17 protein-coding genes are annotated in these 20,116 nt (G+C 63.5%); 11 read left to right on the top strand and 6 right to left on the bottom strand.

Annotated features, from left to right (window positions below; all coding sequences use genetic code 11):
- The 8 genes from APH33_RS01405 to APH33_RS01440 all read left to right on the top strand — a co-directional run.
- Positions 1–983 (top strand): putative PEP-binding protein (locus tag APH33_RS01405; RefSeq protein WP_305728935.1); only part of this gene is annotated, 983 nt, incomplete at its 5' end.
- Positions 984–1,085: 102 nt separating this feature from the next.
- Positions 1,086–2,075 carry an alpha/beta fold hydrolase gene (locus APH33_RS01410; RefSeq protein WP_256218579.1) on the top strand — a complete coding sequence of 330 codons (990 nt, stop codon included), beginning with the start codon at positions 1,086–1,088 and terminating at the stop codon, positions 2,073–2,075.
- Between the two features lie 193 nt (positions 2,076–2,268).
- Positions 2,269–2,760 carry a ribonuclease E activity regulator RraA gene (rraA, locus tag APH33_RS01415; protein ID WP_054883439.1) on the top strand — a complete coding sequence of 164 codons (492 nt, stop codon included), beginning with the start codon at positions 2,269–2,271 and terminating at the stop codon, positions 2,758–2,760.
- Positions 2,761–2,787: 27 nt separating this feature from the next.
- A complete protein-coding gene (locus APH33_RS01420) occupies positions 2,788–3,783 on the top strand; it encodes a zinc transporter ZntB (RefSeq protein WP_054883440.1) in 996 nt (331 codons plus the stop codon).
- 93 nt (positions 3,784–3,876) lie between these two features.
- Positions 3,877–4,140 carry a hypothetical protein gene (locus tag APH33_RS01425; protein ID WP_054883441.1) on the top strand — a complete coding sequence of 88 codons (264 nt, stop codon included), beginning with the start codon at positions 3,877–3,879 and terminating at the stop codon, positions 4,138–4,140.
- A 2-nt stretch (positions 4,141–4,142) separates the two neighbouring features.
- Positions 4,143–4,967: a mechanosensitive ion channel domain-containing protein gene (locus APH33_RS01430; RefSeq protein WP_054883442.1), complete on the top strand. Its 825-nt coding sequence runs from the start codon at positions 4,143–4,145 to the stop codon at positions 4,965–4,967.
- Between the two features lie 112 nt (positions 4,968–5,079).
- A complete protein-coding gene (gene sigX, locus APH33_RS01435; protein ID WP_033696348.1) occupies positions 5,080–5,646 on the top strand; it encodes an RNA polymerase sigma factor SigX in 567 nt (188 codons plus the stop codon).
- A gap of 110 nt (positions 5,647–5,756) precedes the next feature.
- Positions 5,757–6,794, top strand: a complete 1,038-nt coding sequence (locus tag APH33_RS01440; RefSeq protein ID WP_054883443.1) for an OmpA family protein — start codon at positions 5,757–5,759, stop codon at positions 6,792–6,794.
- A gap of 91 nt (positions 6,795–6,885) precedes the next feature.
- Here the strand turns inward: APH33_RS01440 and APH33_RS01445 are convergent, their stop codons facing one another.
- The 4 genes from APH33_RS01445 to APH33_RS01460 all read right to left on the bottom strand — a co-directional run bounded on the left by APH33_RS01445 (position 6,886) and on the right by APH33_RS01460 (position 11,747).
- Entirely contained in the window at positions 6,886–8,553 is a 1,668-nt protein-coding gene (locus tag APH33_RS01445; protein ID WP_054883444.1) for a bifunctional protein-serine/threonine kinase/phosphatase, read from the bottom strand.
- An 8-nt stretch (positions 8,554–8,561) separates the two neighbouring features.
- Entirely contained in the window at positions 8,562–9,773 is a 1,212-nt protein-coding gene (locus APH33_RS01450; protein ID WP_054883445.1) for a NarK/NasA family nitrate transporter, read from the bottom strand.
- 184 nt (positions 9,774–9,957) lie between these two features.
- Positions 9,958–10,533, bottom strand: a complete 576-nt coding sequence (locus tag APH33_RS01455; RefSeq protein WP_054883656.1) for an ANTAR domain-containing response regulator — start codon at positions 10,531–10,533, stop codon at positions 9,958–9,960.
- Between the two features lie 11 nt (positions 10,534–10,544).
- Positions 10,545–11,747, bottom strand: coding sequence for a CmpA/NrtA family ABC transporter substrate-binding protein (locus APH33_RS01460; protein WP_054883446.1), 1,203 nt, complete (start codon positions 11,745–11,747; stop codon positions 10,545–10,547).
- Between the two features lie 127 nt (positions 11,748–11,874).
- Between APH33_RS01460 and APH33_RS01465 the strand changes: the two genes are divergently transcribed.
- Positions 11,875–12,897 carry a quinone-dependent dihydroorotate dehydrogenase gene (locus APH33_RS01465; RefSeq protein WP_054883447.1) on the top strand — a complete coding sequence of 341 codons (1,023 nt, stop codon included), beginning with the start codon at positions 11,875–11,877 and terminating at the stop codon, positions 12,895–12,897.
- Positions 12,898–13,050: 153 nt separating this feature from the next.
- Here the strand turns inward: APH33_RS01465 and rmf are convergent, their stop codons facing one another.
- Positions 13,051–13,266, bottom strand: a complete 216-nt coding sequence (gene rmf, locus APH33_RS26255; protein WP_079227119.1) for a ribosome modulation factor — start codon at positions 13,264–13,266, stop codon at positions 13,051–13,053.
- A gap of 562 nt (positions 13,267–13,828) precedes the next feature.
- Here rmf and rlmKL point away from each other — a divergent pair.
- Both rlmKL and APH33_RS01475 read left to right on the top strand, forming a co-directional pair.
- The gene (gene rlmKL, locus APH33_RS01470; RefSeq protein WP_054883448.1) at positions 13,829–16,021 is read left to right on the top strand and encodes a bifunctional 23S rRNA (guanine(2069)-N(7))-methyltransferase RlmK/23S rRNA (guanine(2445)-N(2))-methyltransferase RlmL; all 2,193 of its coding nucleotides are present in this window, start codon (positions 13,829–13,831) and stop codon (positions 16,019–16,021) included.
- Between the two features lie 94 nt (positions 16,022–16,115).
- Positions 16,116–18,509 carry a diguanylate cyclase gene (locus tag APH33_RS01475; RefSeq protein WP_054883449.1) on the top strand — a complete coding sequence of 798 codons (2,394 nt, stop codon included), beginning with the start codon at positions 16,116–16,118 and terminating at the stop codon, positions 18,507–18,509.
- Between the two features lie 127 nt (positions 18,510–18,636).
- Here the strand turns inward: APH33_RS01475 and dacB are convergent, their stop codons facing one another.
- Positions 18,637–20,100: a D-alanyl-D-alanine carboxypeptidase/D-alanyl-D-alanine-endopeptidase gene (dacB, locus tag APH33_RS01480; RefSeq protein ID WP_054883450.1), complete on the bottom strand. Its 1,464-nt coding sequence runs from the start codon at positions 20,098–20,100 to the stop codon at positions 18,637–18,639.
- Positions 20,101–20,116: the final 16 nt, after the last annotated feature.

Consider the following 20,116-nt stretch of genomic DNA (forward strand, 5'->3'; position numbering starts at 1 on the left):
GCTTCGACGTCAAGCAGAACTCGGTGGACGCCATGCCGGAGCTGCCGTTCAAGATCATGATGAACGTCGGCAACCCGGACCGTGCCTTCGACTTCGCCCAGCTGCCCAACGCCGGTGTGGGCCTGGCGCGTCTGGAATTCATCATCAACCGCATGATCGGTGTGCACCCCAAGGCGCTGCTGAACTACGCCGGTCTGCCAGCCGACCTGAAAGAAAGCGTCGACAAGCGCATCGCCGGCTACAACGACCCGGTCGGTTTCTATGTCGAGAAGCTGGTAGAGGGCATCAGCACCCTGGCGGCAGCCTTCTACCCGAAAAAGGTCATCGTGCGCCTGTCGGACTTCAAGTCCAACGAATACGCCAACCTGATCGGCGGCAAGCTGTATGAGCCGGAAGAAGAAAACCCGATGCTGGGCTTCCGCGGCGCCTCGCGCTACATCAGCGAGTCGTTCCGCGACTGCTTCGAGCTCGAGTGCCGTGCGCTGAAGCGCGTGCGCAACGAAATGGGCCTGACCAACGTCGAGATCATGGTGCCGTTCGTGCGCACCCTGGGCGAAGCCAGCCAGGTCGTCGACCTGCTTGCCGAAAACGGCCTGGCCCGTGGCGACAACGGCCTGCGCGTGATCATGATGTGCGAGTTGCCGTCCAACGCCATCCTCGCCGAAGAGTTCCTCGAATACTTCGACGGCTTCTCCATCGGCTCCAACGACCTGACCCAGCTGACCCTGGGCCTGGACCGTGACTCGGGCATCATCGCCCACCTGTTCGACGAGCGAAATCCTGCGGTGAAGAAGCTGCTGGCCAACGCCATCCAGGCATGCAACAAGGCCGGCAAGTACATCGGCATCTGTGGCCAAGGCCCGTCGGACCACCCGGACCTGGCCAAGTGGCTGATGGAGCAGGGCATCGAAAGCGTGTCGCTGAACCCGGACTCGGTCCTGGAGACCTGGTTCTTCCTGGCCGAAGGCCAGGGCGCGGCCTGATGCGGTAAATTGCGGGGGCGCGTCTGGCGCGCTTCCGCCTGGTTTTTTCCAGGGCGAGCTCCAGTGATGGATCCCGCCCTTTTTTGTGCACCAAGCAACCTTATGCAAAGCAGCAGCAACCTTTTTCCCGTGGCCTTGCTCAGTGCCGAGCGCCGCGGCGACCTCAGCGAAGACGTGTACCGGATCAAGACCGGCAACGGCCCGGACCCCAGCGTCGAACTGGCCGTGACCCGCCTGGGGCTGGCCGATCAAGGCCGGCCCCAAGGTGTGCCGGTGATTCTGCTGCATGGCAGTTTCTCCAACCGGCGCTTCTGGTACTCGCCCAAGGGCATCGGCCTTGGGGCCTATCTGGCGCGGGCCGGGTTCGACGTATGGATCCCGGAAATGCGCGGCCACGGGCTGTCGCCGCGTAACCGCAACTGGAAGCACAACAGCGTGGCCGATTATGCCCGCGACGATCTGCCACTGATCGGTGCATTCGTGCGTGAGCAGTCTGGCCAGGCGCCGCACTGGGTCGGCCACTCCCTGGGTGGCACTACCTTGGTGGCAGCCTTGGGTGGCGGCTTCATAAAGGCTGAACAGGTGGCCAGCGTGGCGCTTTTCGGAACCCAGGTCAGCCGGGTCTATTGGCCGCTCAAGGTGCCTCCGCTGACCTGGGGGGCAAAACTGCTGCTCAAGCGTTGGGGGCAGATTTCCGGGCCGCGCTTCAAGCGTGGGCCGGAGGACGAGCCGATCGGCCTGGCGCTGGAGAGCATGCGCTGGCATGGCCTGTTCGGGCGCTTTGGCGACAAGCAGAACGACTGGTGGGCGGGGCTGGCCGACGTGGATGTGCCGTTGCTGGCCGTGGCTGGTGCCGGGGACTTCCAGGACCCGGTATGGGCTTGCCGCAAGCTGTTCGATCAGCTGGGCGGGGAGCGCAAGCAGTTCCTGCGTCTGGGGCGTGAAGAGGGGTTCGAGGCCTTCGGGCATGTCGACATGCTGGTGAGCAAGGCCGCGCAGGCGCAGGTCTGGCCGTTGGTGGAGCGCTGGTTGCGTGATCCGCTGTTGCCGGTGCATGAGTCGACAGTGGCTGAGTTGGTCAGTGCCGTGTAGGAGCGGCCTTGTGTCGCGAAAGGGCCGCAGGGCGGCCCCTGAATTTCTGCAGCGGTGCGTGAAATGCCGGGGCTGCTTTGCAGCCCTTTCGCGACACAAGGCCGCTCCTACACCGGTCCCGGATGACTGCGACGGCTTCTACGGTGTAGCCTTGGCCGATACCCGCCTTCGTTGTGACTGACAGGAGCTTCCCATGCAGCATTACGTAACGCCCGACCTGTGTGACGCCTACCCGGACCTGGTTCAGGTGCTCGAACCCATGTTCAGCAACTTCGGTGGCCGCGACTCCTTCGGTGGCCAGATCGTTACCATCAAGTGCTTCGAAGACAACTCGCTGGTCAAGGAGCAGGTCGAGCTCGATGGCAAGGGCAAGGTCCTGGTGGTCGACGGGGGTGGCTCGCTGCGCCGTGCGCTGCTGGGTGACATGCTCGCCGAAAAGGCCGCCAAGAACGGCTGGGAAGGCCTGGTTATCTACGGTTGCGTGCGTGACGTCGATGTACTGATCCAGACCGACGTCGGTGTACAGGCGCTGGCCAGCCACCCGATGAAAACCGACAAACGCGGCATCGGCGACCTTAACGTGGCCGTGACCTTCGCCGGTGTCACCTTCCGCCCGGGCGAGTACCTGTATGCCGACAACAATGGCGTGATCATCTCGCCAAGCCCGCTGAAGATGCCGGAGTGACGCGTAGTACGCGCTGATGGAGCTTTGATGTTCGAGGAAGACAACGCGCAGTGGGGGTTGGTGCATGCCCTGGTGCTCGATGGTAAAGGTGGCGCGCGTTCGATTGCCCGGACCGAGCTGGACGGCCTGCAGCTGCAACCACAGCACAGCCTGTGGTTGCATTGGGATCGCAGTCATCCGCAAACCCGCACCTGGTTGTTGCAGGACAGTGGCCTGAGCGAGTTCGCCTGCGACCTGCTGCTGGAAGAAAACACCCGGCCGCGGCTGTTGCCGCAGGCCGCAGAGCAGATGTTGCTGTTCCTGCGCGGGGTCAACCTCAACCCGGGTGCCGAGCCCGAGGACATGGTGTCGGTGCGCATTCATGCCCAGGCGCAGCGGGTCATTTCGCTGCGTTTGCGGCCATTGCGTGCCAGCGATGAAATCCTTCAGCAGCTTGAAGAGGGCAGGGGGCCGAAATCGGCGTCCGAGCTGTTGCTGTTGATGGGTGAGTTACTGACCGAGAAGGTACAGAGCCTGGTCAGCGACCTCTCGGAACTGGTCGATGTGGAGGAAGAGAAGGTTGAATCTGACGAACGGTATACACCGGAGCACGGCAGCCTGCAGCAGATTCGCCGCCGCGCGGCGGGCTTGCGTCGCTTTCTGGCACCTCAGCGTGAGATCTACGCCCAGCTGTCGCGCAGCAAATGGAGCTGGTTCTGCGATGCCGATGCCGATTACTGGAACGAGCTGAACAACAGCCTGATCCGCTACCTCGAAGAGCTGGAGCTGACCCGCGAGCGGGCAGCGCTGGTGCTGGAAAGCGAAGACCGCCGGCGCAGCGAACGGATGAACCGGACCATGTACCGCTTCGGCATCATCACCTGCATCTTCCTGCCCATGAGCTTCGTCACCGGGTTGCTCGGCATCAATGTCGGCGGCATTCCGGGGGCGAGCAACCCTTATGGCTTCCTGCTGGCCTGCATCGTCGTGCTCGGCCTGGCAGTGGGGCAGTGGTGGTTGTTCCGGCGGTTGCGCTGGGTATGAACATGCCGAGTCGTCATGAAGCATTCGTTCCACTGCGATGTGTGACCCATCGCCCGGCCACCTCGTCTCTGAGTGACACTGCGCGAGGTGCCCATGCACGATCCGTTTGAAGAATCACTGCGTGACCTGCTCAAGGCGTCGCCCTCCGGTGAGGAGCGAGACGATGCCGCGTGCCTGGGTCGCGTGCTGAAAACCGCCAACCGCCAGGTCGGTGCCGGTGATCTGTTCAGCCTGCTTGGCCGCTGGAGCCAGGCGCTGCTGATCGCCGTGAACAATGGCTCGGCGCACGTTGCGCCGGTGCGTCGACACTCTACCCGCAACGCTGCCGGTGGCAGCAAAGCAGATAAGGCCGATTGAATATGGAACTCGATCTCTGGACCCAGAGCCTGGTCACTGCCATGACCGCCCTATGGACCAAGGTAGCGAACTTCATCCCCAACCTGTTCGGCGCGCTGGTCGTGGTGCTGCTCGGTTTCGTGGTGGCCAAGCTGCTCGACACACTGCTTTCCAAGCTCCTGGCCAAGTTCGGCCTGGACCGTCTCATGGCCGGTACCGGGCTGACCAAGATGCTTGGCCGGGTTGGCATCCAGGTGCCGATCTCGACGTTGATCGGCAAGATCGTCTACTGGTTCGTGTTGCTCATCTTCCTCGTCTCGGCCGCTGAGTCGTTGGGCCTGGAGCGGGTTTCGGCGACCCTGGACATGCTCGCCCTTTACCTGCCCAAGGTGTTCGGCGCAGCCCTGGTGCTGCTGGCCGGCGTGCTGCTGGCGCAGGTGGCCAACGGCCTGGTGCGTGGTGCGGCCGAAGGTATCGGCCTGGAATATTCCGCCGGCCTTGGGCGCATCACCCAGGGCCTGGTGATCATCATCAGCATCTCGGTGGCCATCAGCCAGCTGGAGGTCAAGACCGACCTGCTCAACCACGTGATCGTCATCGGGCTGATTACCGTTGGTCTGGCCGTTGCGCTTGCCATGGGCCTTGGCAGCCGCGAAATCGCCGGGCAGATCCTGGCCGGCATTTATGTTCGCGAACTGTACCAGGTCGGCCAGCAGGTGCGGATTGGAGAGGTTGAAGGAATGATCGAAGAGATCGGCACAGTCAAGACGACGCTGTTGACCGATGAGGGCGAGCTGGTGTCGCTGTCCAATCGCGAGCTCCTCGAGCAGCGAGTCAATAGCCGCTAACCGTACAAAAGCTGTTAATGTATGCCGCCGCGAAATCAGCCCCAGGGGTTGAGCGGCGACATTGACCTGACTGTCGGCCAGATCCGTTTTGAATAAAGTTCATTCGCCGCCCATGCGTTACGACCCCCGCGAACTCACCGACGAGGAGTTGGTGGCGCGTTCGCATGAAGAGCTGTATCACGTAACCCGCGCCTATGAGGAGCTCATGCGGCGCTACCAGCGGACCCTGTTCAACGTCTGTGCGCGTTATCTGGGGAACGACCGCGATGCTGATGATGTCTGTCAGGAAGTGATGCTGAAGGTGCTCTACGGTCTGAAGAACTTCGAGGGCAAGTCCAAGTTCAAGACCTGGCTCTACAGCATTACCTACAACGAATGCATTACCCAGTACCGCAAGGAGCGTCGTAAACGCCGGTTGATGGATGCCTTGAGCCTGGACCCTGTTGAAGAGGCGTCCGAAGAGAAGGCTCCGAAACCGGAAGAAAAAGGCGGTCTGGACAAGTGGCTGGTGCATGTGAACCCGATTGATCGGGAAATTCTGGTGCTGCGTTTTGTCGCGGAGCTGGAATTTCAGGAAATCGCCGATATCATGCACATGGGCCTGAGCGCAACGAAAATGCGCTACAAGCGCGCGCTAGACAAGCTTCGTGAGAAATTTGCAGGGCTTGATGAAACTTAGCCCTCTGCAAATATCTCTAACGGATCGGCGAGTTCTGCTAGACTTGCCGTCGAGTTGTCCCCCGGATGTTGGTGGGACTGCTTAACTATCACCAGATGGGGATTTAACGGATGAAATTGAAAAACACCTTGGGCTTGGCCATTGGCTCGCTCGTCGCAGCTACTTCGTTCGGCGTTCTGGCTCAAGGCCAAGGCGCGGTCGAAGTCGAAGGCAACGTGACCAAGCAGTACTACGACAGCGAGCGTAACTTCAAGAACGACGGCACCAACCCTGGTGTTCGTCTGGGTTACTTCCTGACTGACGACGTATCCCTGGACCTGGGCTACAACGAGACTCACAACGCTCGTGGCGAAGTCTTCAACAAAGACATCAAAGGTTCCAAGGCCAAGCTGGACGCTACCTACCACTTCGGTACCGTTGGCGATGCTCTGCGTCCGTACGTTTCCGCCGGTTTCGCTCACGAGAGCCTGGGCCAGGCCACTCGTAGCGGCCGCGACCACTCCACCTTCGCCAACGTTGGCGCTGGCGCCAAGTGGTACATCACCGACATGTTCTTCGCCCGTGCTGGCGTTGAAGCCATGTACAACATCGACGACGGCAACACCGAGTGGGGCCCAACCGTTGGTGTTGGTCTGAACTTCGGTGGTAGCGGTGGTAAAGTGGCTGCTGCTCCGGCTCCAGTTGCTGAAGTCTGCTCCGACTCCGACAACGATGGCGTTTGCGACAACGTCGACAAGTGCCCAGACACCCCAGCCAACGTTACCGTTGACGCTGATGGCTGCCCGGCTGTTGCCGAAGTCGTTCGCGTTGAGCTGGATGTCAAGTTCGACTTCGACAAGTCGGTCGTCAAGCCAAACAGCTACGGCGACATCAAGAACCTGGCTGACTTCATGAAGCAGTACCCACAGACCACCACCGTGGTTGAAGGTCACACTGACTCCGTCGGCCCAGACGCCTACAACCAGAAGCTGTCCGAGCGTCGTGCCAATGCTGTCAAGCAGGTTCTGACCCAGCAGTACGGTGTTGAATCCAGCCGCGTTCAGTCGGTTGGCTACGGCGAAACCCGTCCGGTTGCTGACAACGCCACCGAAGAAGGCCGCGCTATCAACCGTCGCGTTGAAGCTCAGGTAGAAGCCCAGGCCAAGTAATTGGTTTGAAGCTTCAATGAAAAACCCGGCCTCGGCCGGGTTTTTCTTTGTCTGTCATTTATGCAACCACCGTATCCCCGGCAAGGCACGTTCAACCCTTTAGCAGGGCGAACAGCAGCACCACATTCAACAACAGGGACAGCAGGGCCAAGGTGCGCCATACCTTCAACGGCTCACGCTCCAGCAGCGGGCGAGGGCGGCTGGGCAGTTCCTGGCGGTCGCCGCGTTCGAGCAACAGTAACCATTGCTCGGCGGTCTCGAAGCGATGCGCCGGGTCCGCCGCCACGGCCTGCAGCAAATTGTGCTGCAACCATTCGGGCAGGTCGGGGCGATAACGGGAGGGATTTACGGCCTGAGCAAAGCGTGGGCGCTGGAAGGCCTCGATCTCCCCATAAGGATAATGCCCGGTCAGCAAGCGATAGAGCGTGACGCCGGCGGCGTACAGGTCCTGGCGCGGGCTCGGGGGCTGGCCTTGGTAGGCTTCCGGGGCGATATACGACGGTGTGCCGGCCAATTCGTGCAACGGTTCCTGGGACAACCCCGGGCAATACGCCAGGCCGAAGTCCAGCAAGCGTACCTGGCCGTCATCGCCCAGGTGCAGGTTTTGCGGTTTGATGTCGCGATGCAGCAGGTTTCGTCGGTGCAGCACGCCGATGGCCTGGAGCAGCTGACGGGCGATTTCCAGCCATTGTGCGAGCGCTAACGGGCCATGTGCTTCGAGGTGCGTGGCGAGCGTCTTGCCGCTGTGTTCGCGCATCACGTAATACAAGTGCTGGCGCCGGCCGGCGGCATGCAGTTCGGGGAAATGGCGGCCGGCGACCCGCCGCAGGAACCATTCTTCCAGTAGCAGGCCCTGGGCGGCGCCGGGTTCCTGTTCGCGCTCGCCGGGCAGTGTTTTCAGCAGCCAGGGGTGACCCTCGGTATCACGTACCCGGTAAAGCAGCGACTGGCGACTCTGCGCCAGGCACGTTTCCACCTGCCAGCCATCGAGCGCCTGGCCCTCGCGCAGTGGGCCAGGCAATGGCCATTGCTGCAGTTGCACCAGGGTGTCGCCGAGATTGGCCGTGCCCAGTTGCTCGATCCGCACCAGCAAGGCGCTGGCGTTGTCCTGGCTGCCGTTGTGATGGGCGCTGGCAACCAGGGTGTCGGCGGCCGATTGCAGGTCGGGCTGCTCGCGCAGGATGGCCTTAATGTGCTGGTCGCCAAGGCTGGCCCAGACGCCGTCGCTGAGCAGCAGGTAGCACTCGCCAGCTTGCAGTTCGCCCTCCAGATAGTCGACCAGCAGGTGCTGGTCCAGGCCTAGTGCACGCTTGAGCACATGCTGCATGCCGGGCTGGTCCCAGACGTGGTCTTCACTCAGGCATTGCAGGCGCCCGGCGTGCCAGCGATAGGCCCGGCAATCGCCCACGTGGGCCAGGGTGAAACGGCGCCCGCGCAGCACCAGGGCGCTCAGTGTGGTCAGCAGCGGCTGGCTGCCTTGGGCACGCAACCAGCGATTTTGTGCCAACAGCAGGCGGTCGAGGGCCTGGGCCACGCCCCAGGTAGCGGGCGTCGCGTAGTAATCCATGGCCAGCGCCTGCAGGCTGGCGCGAGCGGCGAGGCCACCGTCGGCGCATTGACTGACGCCATCGGCAAGGGCGAACAGGTAGCCCTTGCTGGCGGCCAGCTCCGCCGCCGGCGTGACCAGGCGCAGGGCATCCTGGTTCTCCATGCGTGGCCCGGTGGCGCTGGCCTGGGCGAAGCTGAGCTGCAGGCTCATGGTCTTCCTCAGACCCGCGCAGCGGTAACCGCTGCCGAGCCCCAGGTGGTACGCCAGCGTTGCTTGACCCCGTACAGGCCGAACCAGGCGAGCACGCCGAGGCTGGCGAACATCCACAGGCCCAGCTGATAGTCGCCGCTGTGCTGCTTGATGGCGCCGAGCCCTGCTGCCAGCAGGAAGCCGCCGATGCCACCGGCCATGCCGATCAGCCCGGTCATCACGCCGATCTCCTGGCGGAAGCGTTGCGGTACCAGCTGGAACACCGCGCCATTGCCAGCGCCGAGGCCGAGCATGGCGCTGACGAACAGCGCCAGGGCGGCTGCGGCACTGGGAAGGTTGAAGCCAACTGCCGCGATGCAGATGGCAGCCACGCTGTACATGCCGAGCAGGGTGCGGATGCCGCCGAAGCGGTCGGCCAGGGCGCCACCCAGCGGGCGCATCAGGCTGCCGGCGAACACGCAGGCGGCGGTGTAGTAGCCGGCGGTGACCGGGCTCAGGGCGTACTGGTCGCTGAAGTAGCCGGGCAGGGCGCTGGCCAGGCCGATAAAGCCGCCGAAGGTGACGCTGTAGAAGAACATGAACCACCAGCTGTCACGGTCGCCCAGGGCACTGAGGTAATCGGCTGCTGCCTTTGGCTTGGGCCGCTGCGGGGCATTGCGCGCCAGCAGGGCGAACACTGCCAAGGTCAGCAACAGCGGGAGCACGGCAAAGCCGAACACGTTGTTCCAGCCAAACCCGGCAGCCAGCACCGGGGCCAGCAGGGCGGCGAACACCGTACCGGAGTTGCCTGCGCCAGCGATGCCCATGGCCTTGCCCTGGTGCTGTGGCGGGTACCACTGCGAGGCGAGCGGCAGCGACACGGCGAACGAGGCGCCGGCTACACCGAGGAACACACCCAGCAGCAGGGCTTGCTCATAGGTGTGCACGCCCAGGTACCAGGCTCCGGTCAGGGCGACGATGACAATCGTCTGGCCGATCAGGCCAGCGGTCTTTGGCGACAGGCGATCGACCAGCACGCCCATGACGAAGCGCAGCACTGCACCGGCAAGGATCGGCGTAGCCACCATCAGGCCGCGCTGCTGGGCGCTCAGTTGCAGGTCGGCAGCAATCTGCACCGCCAGCGGGCCAAGCAGGTACCAGACCATGAAGCTCAAGTCGAAATACAGGAACGCGGCGAACAGCGTGGGCACATGCCCGGATTTCCAGAAGCTGGTACTCATCGAACACCTCACTCGGCAATGCAGCGGAAACGAAAAAGACGCCGCTGCCCGGTCCACTGGCGTGGAGCGAAGAGCGACGTCTTTGTCGGGGGGTATGAGGCAACCGCCGTTGGCTACCGGTGAACTAGGTTCAGCAAAAGCTGGGCCAACTTTTTGATCTGGCAGCCCTGGCGATGCTGCCGGGCTAGCCGAGCATCTCATGCATGGCGATGATCTGCTCGGCCACCTGGATGAGCTTCTGCTGCCGGCTCATGGCCTGCCGGCGCATCAAGGTGTAGGCCTGTTCTTCGTTGCAGTCCTTCATCTTCATCAGCAGCCCCTTGGCCTGCTCGATGCGCTTGCGCTCTGCCAGTTGCTGGTCGCGGGCCAGCAACTGAGCCTTGAGTGCCTGGTCGCTCTCGAAGCGCGCCATGGCGACGTCGAGAATGGGCTGCAGCCGCGCCGCCTGGATGCCTTCGACGATATAGGCGCTGACCCCGGCCTGGATCGCCTGGCGCATCACCGTCGGGTCGTGCTCGTCGGTGAACAGCACGATGGGCCGTGGCTGGTCGCGGCTGACCAGCACCACCTGCTCCATCACGTCACGGTCAGGTGAGTCGGTATCGATCAGTATGACGTCCGGGCGCACCGTTTCGACGCAGGCGGGCAGGTCGATGGTCAGGTCTGGCGCTTCGATCACCTCGAATCCGGCTTCGCGCAGTGCGGCCTTGAGGCGGCCAAGCTGCTTCTGGGTGTCGTCGATCAGCAAGATGCGCAGCATGGTCATGGCCCTCACAGACCGACTCGGGCATCGGGCGCCTGGCCCAGTGCGTGCAGGCGGAAGCTGCGGGCGTAGGCATAGGGGTCGGTACCATCCCAGCGCGTGCCGTCGATGAGCAGGCTGCTGCGCATGGCTGAGTCGGGGCTGCTCACGCCGAGTGCGTCAGCGGCTTCGCGGTACAGCTGCAATTGCTGCACCTGGCGAGCCACGCCGAGATAGTCGGGGTCATCGCGCAACAGGCCCCAGCGGCGGAACTGGGTCATGAACCACATGCCATCGGACAGGTAAGGCAGGTTGGCGCGGCCTTGATCGAACAGGCGCAGGGCGTGCCGGTCGTGCCAGGTGTTGCCCAGGCCGTCCTGATAGTTGCCCAGCAGGCGCGGCTCGATGTTTTCGAGCGGTGTGTCGAGGTAGGCGCTGCCGCTGAGCAGTTGCGCGGTGCTGCGCACGTTCTCCGGGCTCTGTTCGATGAACCGGCTGGCAGCGAGTACCGCCTTGACCAGTGCGCGGGCGCTGTTGGGGCAGTGCTCGACGAAAGCGCGGGTGCAGGCCAGTACCTTCTCCGGGTGGTCGGGCCAGATCGACTGGCTGGTGGCCAGGGTGAAGCCCTGGCCCTGGCTGACGGCGGCAGCAGCCCAGGGCTCGCCGACGCAAAAGCCGTCGATGCGCCCGGCCTGGATGTGCGCCGTCATCTGGGCCGGTGGCACCACCACGCTGGTGACGTCGTGCAGCGGGTGGATGCCCTGGCTGGCCAGCCAGTAATACAGCCACATGGCGTGGGTGCCGGTGGGGAAGGTCTGGGCGAAGGTCAGCCGTGCGCGCTGCTGGTGCACCCGCTGCGCCAGTGCCTCAGGGCTGGTCACGCCCTGCTGCTGCAAGGCGGGTGACAGGTTGATGGCCTGGGCGTTCTGGTTCAGCCCCATGAGCACCGCCATGTTGCTGGCCGGTACACCGCCGATCCCCAGGTGCACGGCATAGACCAGGCCGTACAGGCAATGGGCGGCATCCAGCTCGCCATTGGCCAGCTTGTCGCGCAGGCCGGCCCAGGACCCCTGACGTACCAGGTTGAGGGTCAGGCCGTGTTGCTGGGCAAAGCCCTGGGTGGCGGCGACCACCACCGAGGCGCAATCGGTCAGGGCCATGTAGCCGATGTTGAGGCTGGTTTTTTCCGGCGCGTCGCTGCCGTTTACCCAGGCTAGAGGTGCGGTATTCACAAAGGTCCTCGCCTGTACTGAATAGACTGTAGGCAAACGAAGAAGCAACCCATGTGCCAAGCCCCTGTCATGCCGGGCGCGCGCTGGCTATAATCGCTGCCTCACTTACCCCGAGCCTTGCCCGCCCATGTATACCCTGGCCCGCCAGCTGCTGTTCAAGCTTTCCCCGGAAACCTCCCATGACCTGTCCCTGGACCTGATCGGCGCCGGTGGCCGGCTTGGGCTCAATGGTGTGCTGTGCAAGCAGCCGGCGGCCCTGCCGGTGACCGTGATGGGCTTGAACTTCGCCAACCCGGTGGGGCTGGCGGCGGGCCTGGACAAGAACGGCGCGGCCATCGACGGCTTTGCCCAGCTGGGCTTCGGCTTCGTCGAGATCGGCACCGTGACCCCGCGTCCGCAGCCGGGCAACCCCAAACCGCGGTTGTTCCGCCTGCCGCAGGCAACGGCGATCATCAATCGCATGGGTTTCAACAACCTGGGCGTCGATCACCTGCTCGAGCGCGTGCGGGCTTCGCGTTACGACGGCGTGTTGGGCATCAATATCGGCAAGAACTTCGATACCCCGGTCGAGCGTGCGGTCGACGATTACCTGATCTGCCTGAATAAGGTCTATACCGAAGCCAGCTACATCACCGTCAACGTCAGCTCGCCGAATACTCCCGGCCTGCGCAGCCTGCAGTTCGGCGACTCGCTCAAGCAACTGCTCGATGCCCTGGCCGAGCGCCGTGAGCAGCTGGCCGCCGAGCACGGCAAGCGCGTGCCGTTGGCGATCAAGATCGCCCCGGACATGAGCGACGAGGAAACCGCGCTGGTCGCCAGCGCGCTGATGGAATCGGGCATGGATGCGGTAATTGCCACCAATACCACCCTGGGGCGCGAAGGGGTCGAGGGGCTGGAGCATGGTGGCGAGGCCGGCGGGTTGTCGGGTGCGCCAGTGCTGGAGAAGAGCACGCACATCGTCAAGGTACTGGCGGGCGAGTTGGGCGGCAAACTGCCGATCATCGCCGCCGGAGGCATCACCGAAGGCCGTCATGCGGCCGAGAAGATCGCTGCAGGGGCGAGCCTGGTGCAGATCTACTCGGGCTTCATCTATAAAGGGCCAGCGCTGATTCGTGAAGCGGTAGATGCCATTGCTGCAATGCCACGTTGACCTGACCGGGCCTCTTCGCGGTTGATCCCGCGAAGAATGCAGCGCTGATGTAAGATCGAGCCTAATAAAAAAGGGCCCCTACAAGGGGCCCCTGGGCCGAAGCCCGCCGCCCGGATAGGGCGCGCATGGGTAACTCGAATTCAGTGTCCTCGTTCAGCCAACGGCGTGATTTTCGTTGAGTCTATGGATGCCAGCGGTGCCAGTCATTCCGTCCCAGTTATCACCGCGACCTTCGCGCCAGCCGTTGATCCAGGCTTGGCGAACTGAAGGAAGTGTAAAGGGGCAAAGTTCGCGGGATTTGCCGGTGACCCCGTATTGGTAGCCACGTGAATATGCTCTTTCCAACGGATCACGCTTAAGTCTTCTCATAGGGTGTTGCCCTCACTTGTTGACTGTAATGTCCCGTCGGCCTCTCCGAGGCCGGGCAGAGTCTTTCTGCCGGTTTTGCGCTCGCTGCCGGCGTGGCGAGCTGAAGGTGCCGCCTCATTGCGAAGCGGCCTGAGACCAGTTCTAACGAATGCAGGTCACGGTGGGAATGATCAATTTGTCATAAGCACGTAACCTTTCCGAGGGTGAGGGGATAAGTAAATAAATGCGACTCAACCTTGTTTGGCGTTGAGCCCGCTATTATCAGGGTTTGCCGAACCTTGGCGTCATTTCGCCAGCGTTGCGACGGGATGACAGAAATATTTGGTAATGCGACGAAGGGTCACACGGCCACGACGTCGACGGAAATTATTGGTACTGCCTGATGATCTAAGCTGTTTTTGCCACTTGGCGAGCGGCAGATCGATCAGGCGGCCCGGCCCCTCGGTTGCGATGACGCAGCGGGGAAGGCCACTCGGACGCTTGCTGGAAGGGCGTTCGGGCAAACATCGGCAAGGCGATGCGTCGCCTCGTCACTTACATAGCCCAAGGCGCTGGAATACTCATGTCGGACCGTTTCGAACTCTATCTCACTTGCCCCAAAGGCCTGGAAGGCCTGCTTGCCGAAGAGGCCCGAGGCCTCGGCCTGGATGATGTGCGTGAGCACACCTCGGCCATTCGCGGCGCCGCCGACATGGAAACCGCCTACCGCCTGTGCCTGTGGTCACGCCTGGCCAACCGCGTGCTGCTGGTGCTCAAGCGCTTCCCGATGAAGAATGCCGAGGACCTCTATGATGGTGTGCACGCCGTCGACTGGGCCGACCACTTGGCTGCCGACGGCACCCTGGCCGTGGAATTCAGCGGCCATGGCTCGGGCATCGACAACACTCACTTCGGTGCGCTCAAGGTCAAGGACGCGATCGTCGACAAGCTGCGCAACCGTGAGGGCCTGCGCCCATCGGTGGAAAAGGTCGACCCGGATATCCGCGTGCACCTGCGCCTGGACCGTGGCGAGGCGATCCTCTCGCTCGACCTGTCCGGCCACAGCCTGCACCAGCGTGGCTATCGCCTGCAGCAAGGCGCCGCGCCGCTGAAGGAAAACCTGGCCGCTGCGGTGCTGATCCGCGCCGGCTGGCCGCGCATTGCTGCCCAAGGCGGCGCCCTTGCCGACCCGATGTGCGGTGTCGGCACCTTCCTGGTGGAGGCGGCGATGATCGCTGCCGACATTGCCCCCAACCTCAAGCGTGAGCGCTGGGGCTTCAGCGCCTGGCTCGGCCATGTGCCGGCCACATGGCGCAAGGTTCACGAAGAGGGCCTGGCCCGTGCGCAAGCCGGCCTGGCCAAGCCGCCACTGTGGATTCGCGGTTACGAAGCCGACCCGCGGCTGATCCAGCCGGGGCGCAACAACGTCGAGCGTGCCGGCCTGGGCGACTGGGTGAAGATCTACCAAGGCGAAGTCAGCACCTTCGAGCCACGCCCGGACCAGAACCAGAAAGGCCTGGTCATCAGCAACCCCCCGTACGGCGAGCGCCTGGGTGACGAAGCCAGCCTGTTGTACCTCTACCAGAACTTTGGCGAGCGCCTGCGCCAGGCCTGCATGGGCTGGGAAGCGGCGGTGTTCACCGGCGCGCCGGAGCTGGGCAAGCGCATGGGCATCCGCAGCCACAAGCAATATGCCTTCTGGAACGGCGCCTTGCCGTGCAAGCTGCTGTTGTTCAAGGTTCAGCCTGATCAGTTCGTCACCGGCGAGCGCCGCGAGGCCCAGGCCGACAATGGCGAGGCCCGCCGCCCAGCGGCGGTTGCCAGCGAGCCGGCACGCCTCTCGGAAGGCGCACAGATGTTCGCCAACCGCCTGCAAAAGAACCTCAAGCAGCTGGGCAAGTGGGCCCGCCGCGAGCAGGTCGACTGCTACCGCCTGTACGATGCCGACATGCCCGAGTATGCCCTGGCAGTCGACCTCTATCAGGATTGGGTTCACGTGCAGGAATACGCAGCCCCGCGCTCGATCGACCCGGACAGGGCCCAGGCACGCCTGCTCGACGCACTGGCGGCGATCCCCCAGGCACTGAACATCGACCCGCAGCGAGTGGTGCTCAAGCGCCGCGAGCGCCAGAGCGGCACGCGCCAGTACGAGCGTCAGGCCACCGAAGGCCGCTTCCAGGAGGTGAACGAGGGCGGCGTCAAGCTGCTGGTCAACCTTACCGACTACCTCGACACCGGGCTGTTCCTCGACCACCGTCCGATGCGCATGCGCATCCAGCGCGAGGCGGCTGGCAAACGCTTCCTCAACCTGTTCTGCTATACCGCTACAGCGACCGTGCACGCGGCCAAGGGCGGGGCGCGCAGCACCACCAGCGTCGACCTGTCGAAAACCTACCTGGACTGGGCACGGCGCAACCTGGCGTTGAACGGTTTCTCCGAGCGTAACCGCCTGGAGCAGGGTGACGTGATGGCCTGGCTGGAAGCCAACCGCGACAGCTACGACCTGATCTTCATCGACCCGCCGACCTTCTCCAACTCCAAACGCATGGAAGGGGTATTCGACGTCCAGCGCGACCATGTGCAATTGCTCGATCTGGCCATGGCCCGCCTGGCACCCGGCGGCGTGTTGTATTTCTCCAACAACTTCCGCAAGTTCCAGCTCGATGAGCATGTCAGCACGCGCTACGCCGTGGAGGAAATCAGCGCCCAGACCCTGGACCCGGACTTCGCTCGCAACAACCGGATCCACCGCGCCTGGCGCCTGCAGCTGCGTTAATTCGACGAGGCGCATTGCGCGCCTAATGGCCAATAGCTATAACTCAGCACAGGGCCAGAAGTTTCGCAGGACGCTGACGTGATGAGATCTCTCTATGTCGAAGTGGGGCGTGCGTGCGAAGGTGCTGGGCCTGTGCCGCGAGGCAATGGCTGCCTGGGCGGTGGCGCTGGTCGCGTTGGTGGCCGGCGTGCTGCTGTCGGCTGGCCTCGCGCTGGCCGCGCAGGCGTTCTACAAGCAGCAGTTGCGTCAGCGCTTCGAACTGTTGGCCAGCGAGCGTTATAGCCGTATAGCCGAGCGTTTCGACGACCAGGAGCGACGCCTGGATGGCTTGCGGCGCTTCTTCACCTATGCCAATGAAATCACCCCGAGCGAGTTCGATGGCTATGCCCGGCCCTTGTTGCAGCGGACCCAGGCGTATTCCTGGGCGCCGCGGGTCGAGGGCGGGCAGCGGCGCGAGTTCGAGCGCCAGGCCAGTGCCTGGCTGGGGCAGGATTACCTGATCCGCGAGGTGGATGGCGCTGGTCACTGGTACCCTTCGCCACGCCGAGCCTATTACTACCCGGTGCTTTATACCCAGGCCGAGCGTATGCAGGGGCAGCCCTACGGGCTCGACCTGCGCAGCCAGCCGGCCCGTGAGCAGGCCTTGGCACGCGCAATGCTATCGGGCAGCATGGCGGTTTCCGAGCCGCTGGACATGCTCAGCGTCGCCCCGGACCTTAGCCGTGGGCTGTTGATGGTCGCACCAGTATTCCGTGATGCATCGCCGGATGACCCGCCGGCGGGATATGTCATGGCCTTGCTGAATGTGCGCCAGTTGGTCACCGAAGGCCTACCCATCGCTGAAGATGACAATCTGGTGATGCGCATCATCGACCCGAGCGGGCGGGACGGCCACGAAGTGCTGTTCGATTCACAGAATCCGGTGGCGGCACTGGCCATGGTCAGCACGCAGCTGCTGCGTCTTGCCGACCATCATTTCCAGCTCGAAATGCGCCCGAGCCAGGCATTCCTGCGGGCCAACCAGTCCACTGCCGCCTTGGCCGTGGGGCTGCTGGGCGGCTTGTTGAGCCTGCTGCTGAGTGTGTTGCTGTACAACCTGTTCAGCCAGCGCCAGCGTGCCTTGACCCTGGTCGAGCAACGTACGGCGGAACTGCGGGTCAGCGAGCAATCGTTGCGTGAGACCCACAACCAGTTGCGCAGCGTACTGGATGCCGCGACCCAGGTGGCCATCATCGCGACCGGCCTCAAAGGCGAGGTCAGCACCTTCAACGCCGGTGCCGAACGCATGCTGGGTTATTCGGCCAGCGAGGCGATCGGGCACCTGCACCTGGAGGACCTGGTGATGCCGGAAGAGCTCAGCCAGCGTGCCCATGCTTTGAGCCTGCGCTATGGGCGGCACATCGCCGGAGGCCAGGCAATGTTCGCCGAGACCATCCAGGAGAGCGGCGGCGAACCTGGCGAGTGGACCCTGGTGCGCAAGGATGGCGGTCATTTGCTGGCCAACATGCTGGTGACTGCCGTGCTCGACGAGCAGGGGCTTTGGGTCGGCTACCTGGCGATCTGTATCGATGTCACCGAGCGGCGCCGGGTGCACGAGGCCCTGGCCCTGCGAGATCGTTTGCTGGAGAAACTCAGCGCGGAAGTGCCGGGCGGGATCTACCAGTACCGGCTGGACGCCGATGGCCACTCGTGCTTCCCCTATGCCAGCCAGGGGCTGTTCGACATCTACGAGGTCGACCTGCAACTGCTGCGCGAGGATGCTTCGGTGGTATTCGAGCGCATCCATCCCGATGACCTGGAGCGCGTGCGCCGTTCGGTGCGCTATTCCGCTGAACACCTGTCGCCGTGGCGCGAAGAGTACCGGGTATGCCTGCCGCGGGCCGGATTGCGTTGGGTGCGCGGTGAGGCGACGCCCGAGGTCGGCGAGAACGGTTGCACGCTATGGCATGGCTATCTCACCGATATTTCCGACCTCAAAGGGGTGGAAGAAGAGTTACGGGCGCTGTCGGTCACCGATTCGCTGACCGGTATCCATAATCGCCGCTATTTTCAGGAACGACTCAAGGTCGAACTGGATCGTGCCCAGCGTGATAAGCAGGACCTGGCCGTGATCATGCTCGACATAGACCATTTCAAGCGGATCAACGATCAGTACGGCCATGCCGTGGGTGACCATGTACTGCGCAGCCTGTGCCAACGCATTGGCCAGCGCTTGCGCCGCACCGATGTGTTCTGCCGGTTGGGGGGGGAGGAGTTCATGGTGCTGTGCCCTGGAAGCGATGTCGAACAGGCGCGGACGCTGGCCACGGAGCTGTGGCAAGGCGTGCGCAGTGTGCCAGTTGAAGGAGTGGGCAAGGTCACTGCAAGCTTTGGCGTGGCCGGGTGGCGGCAGGGGGAGGGGGCTGATGCCTTGTTGCTGCGGGCAGATGCCGGGGTGTATGCGGCCAAGCAGGCAGGACGGGACAGAGTAGAGGCAGAGTCGGCTTGAGATTGCTTTTTTGCCTGTCCCGGCCTCTTCGCGGGTAAACCCACAGGAATAGCACAAGGCATGAGCCCTGTGGGTGCCTGTTGGAGCGGGTTTCCCCGCGAGGTGGCCAGTGCAGGTTATCGAAGCATCAAGGTGCTGCAGCCGTCGCGCTGTTGTTCAGCTTCGGCTGGCGGTAGAGGTCCAGCAGCACTTGGTCGAGCACCTGCGAGGCGCCCCATGGCTTCGGATCGTTGAGGATCGCCGCCACCGCCCAGGTATTGCCGTTGCTGTCGCGGCTGAAGCCGGCGATCGCCCGTACGGTATTCAGGGTGCCGGTCTTGATGTGCCCTTCGCCGGTCAAAGCGGTGCGCTTCAGGCGTTTGCGCATGGTGCCGTCCATACCCACCAGTGGCATCGAGCTCATGAACTCGGCGGCATACGGGCTGTTCCACGCCGCTTGCAGCAGTGCCGCCATTTCGCGGGTACTGACCCGTTCGGCGCGCGACAGGCCGGAGCCGTTCTCCATCACCAGGTGCGGCGCGGTGATGCCTTTCTTGGCCAGCCACTGGCGCACCACGCGCTGCGCGGCACGGGCGTCATCGCCGTCGGCATCGGTGCGGAACTGCGCACCGATGCTCAGGAACAGCTGCTGGGCCATGGTGTTGTTGCTGTACTTGTTGATGTCGCGGATCACCTCAACCAGGTCGGGCGAGAAGGCCCGGGCCAGCAGGCGAGCGCTCTTGGGCACGTTTTCGATGCGGTCACGGCCCTGGATGCTGCCACCCAGCTCGTTCCAGATGGCCCGCACGGCCCCGGCAGCGTAGGTCGGGTGGTCAAGCAGCGACAGGTAGGTCTGCGAATTGCAGCCATCGCCCAGCTGGCCGGTGACGGTCACGCTGATGCCGTCGGGTTGCTGTACCGGGTTGTAGCGCACGTCGCCGCTGCACTGCTTGGAGGCCACGGCCTTGACCTGGTTGTCGATGTGGATGCTGGCGATCGGTGGCTCGACGGCAACGGTGACCTTGCCGCCGTCGTTGCGGGCAACGAAGCGCAGGGCCTTGAGGTTGATCATCAGCGAATCCGGCTTGACCAGGAACGGCTTGTTGACGTCGCCACCGTCATCGTCGAACTGCGGCAGGTTGGGTTGCACGAAGTGGCTGCGGTCCAGCACCAGGTCGCCGGTAACGGTGCGTACGCCATTGGCGCGCAGGTCACGCATGAGCAGCCAGAGCTTTTCCATGTTCAGCTTGGGGTCGCCGCCGCCCTTGAGGTACAGGTTGCCATTGAGCACCCCGTTGCTCAGGCTGCCGTCGGTGTAGAACTCGGTTTTCCACTGGAAAGTGGGACCGAGCAGTTCAAGGGCGGCATAGGTGGTGACCAGCTTCATGGTCGAGGCCGGGTTGACCGATACATCGGCGTTGAACACGGTCGCCGAGCCAGGACCGTTAAGCGGCAGCATGACCAGCGACAGTGCGCTGTCCTGCAGCTTGTTGGCCTTCAGTGCTTGCTGGACTTTCGGCGGCAGGGAGGTATTGACGGCAGCTGCCTGGCTGGGCAATGCCAGTGGCAGCAGCAGGCCAGCGAGAACGAGGGGGCGGAGCTTTTTGATCATATGGATTAAATACCCT

Source organism: Pseudomonas sp. NBRC 111130 (genome assembly GCF_001320485.1).
Classification (GTDB): Bacteria; Pseudomonadota; Gammaproteobacteria; order Pseudomonadales; family Pseudomonadaceae; genus Aquipseudomonas; species Aquipseudomonas vlassakiae.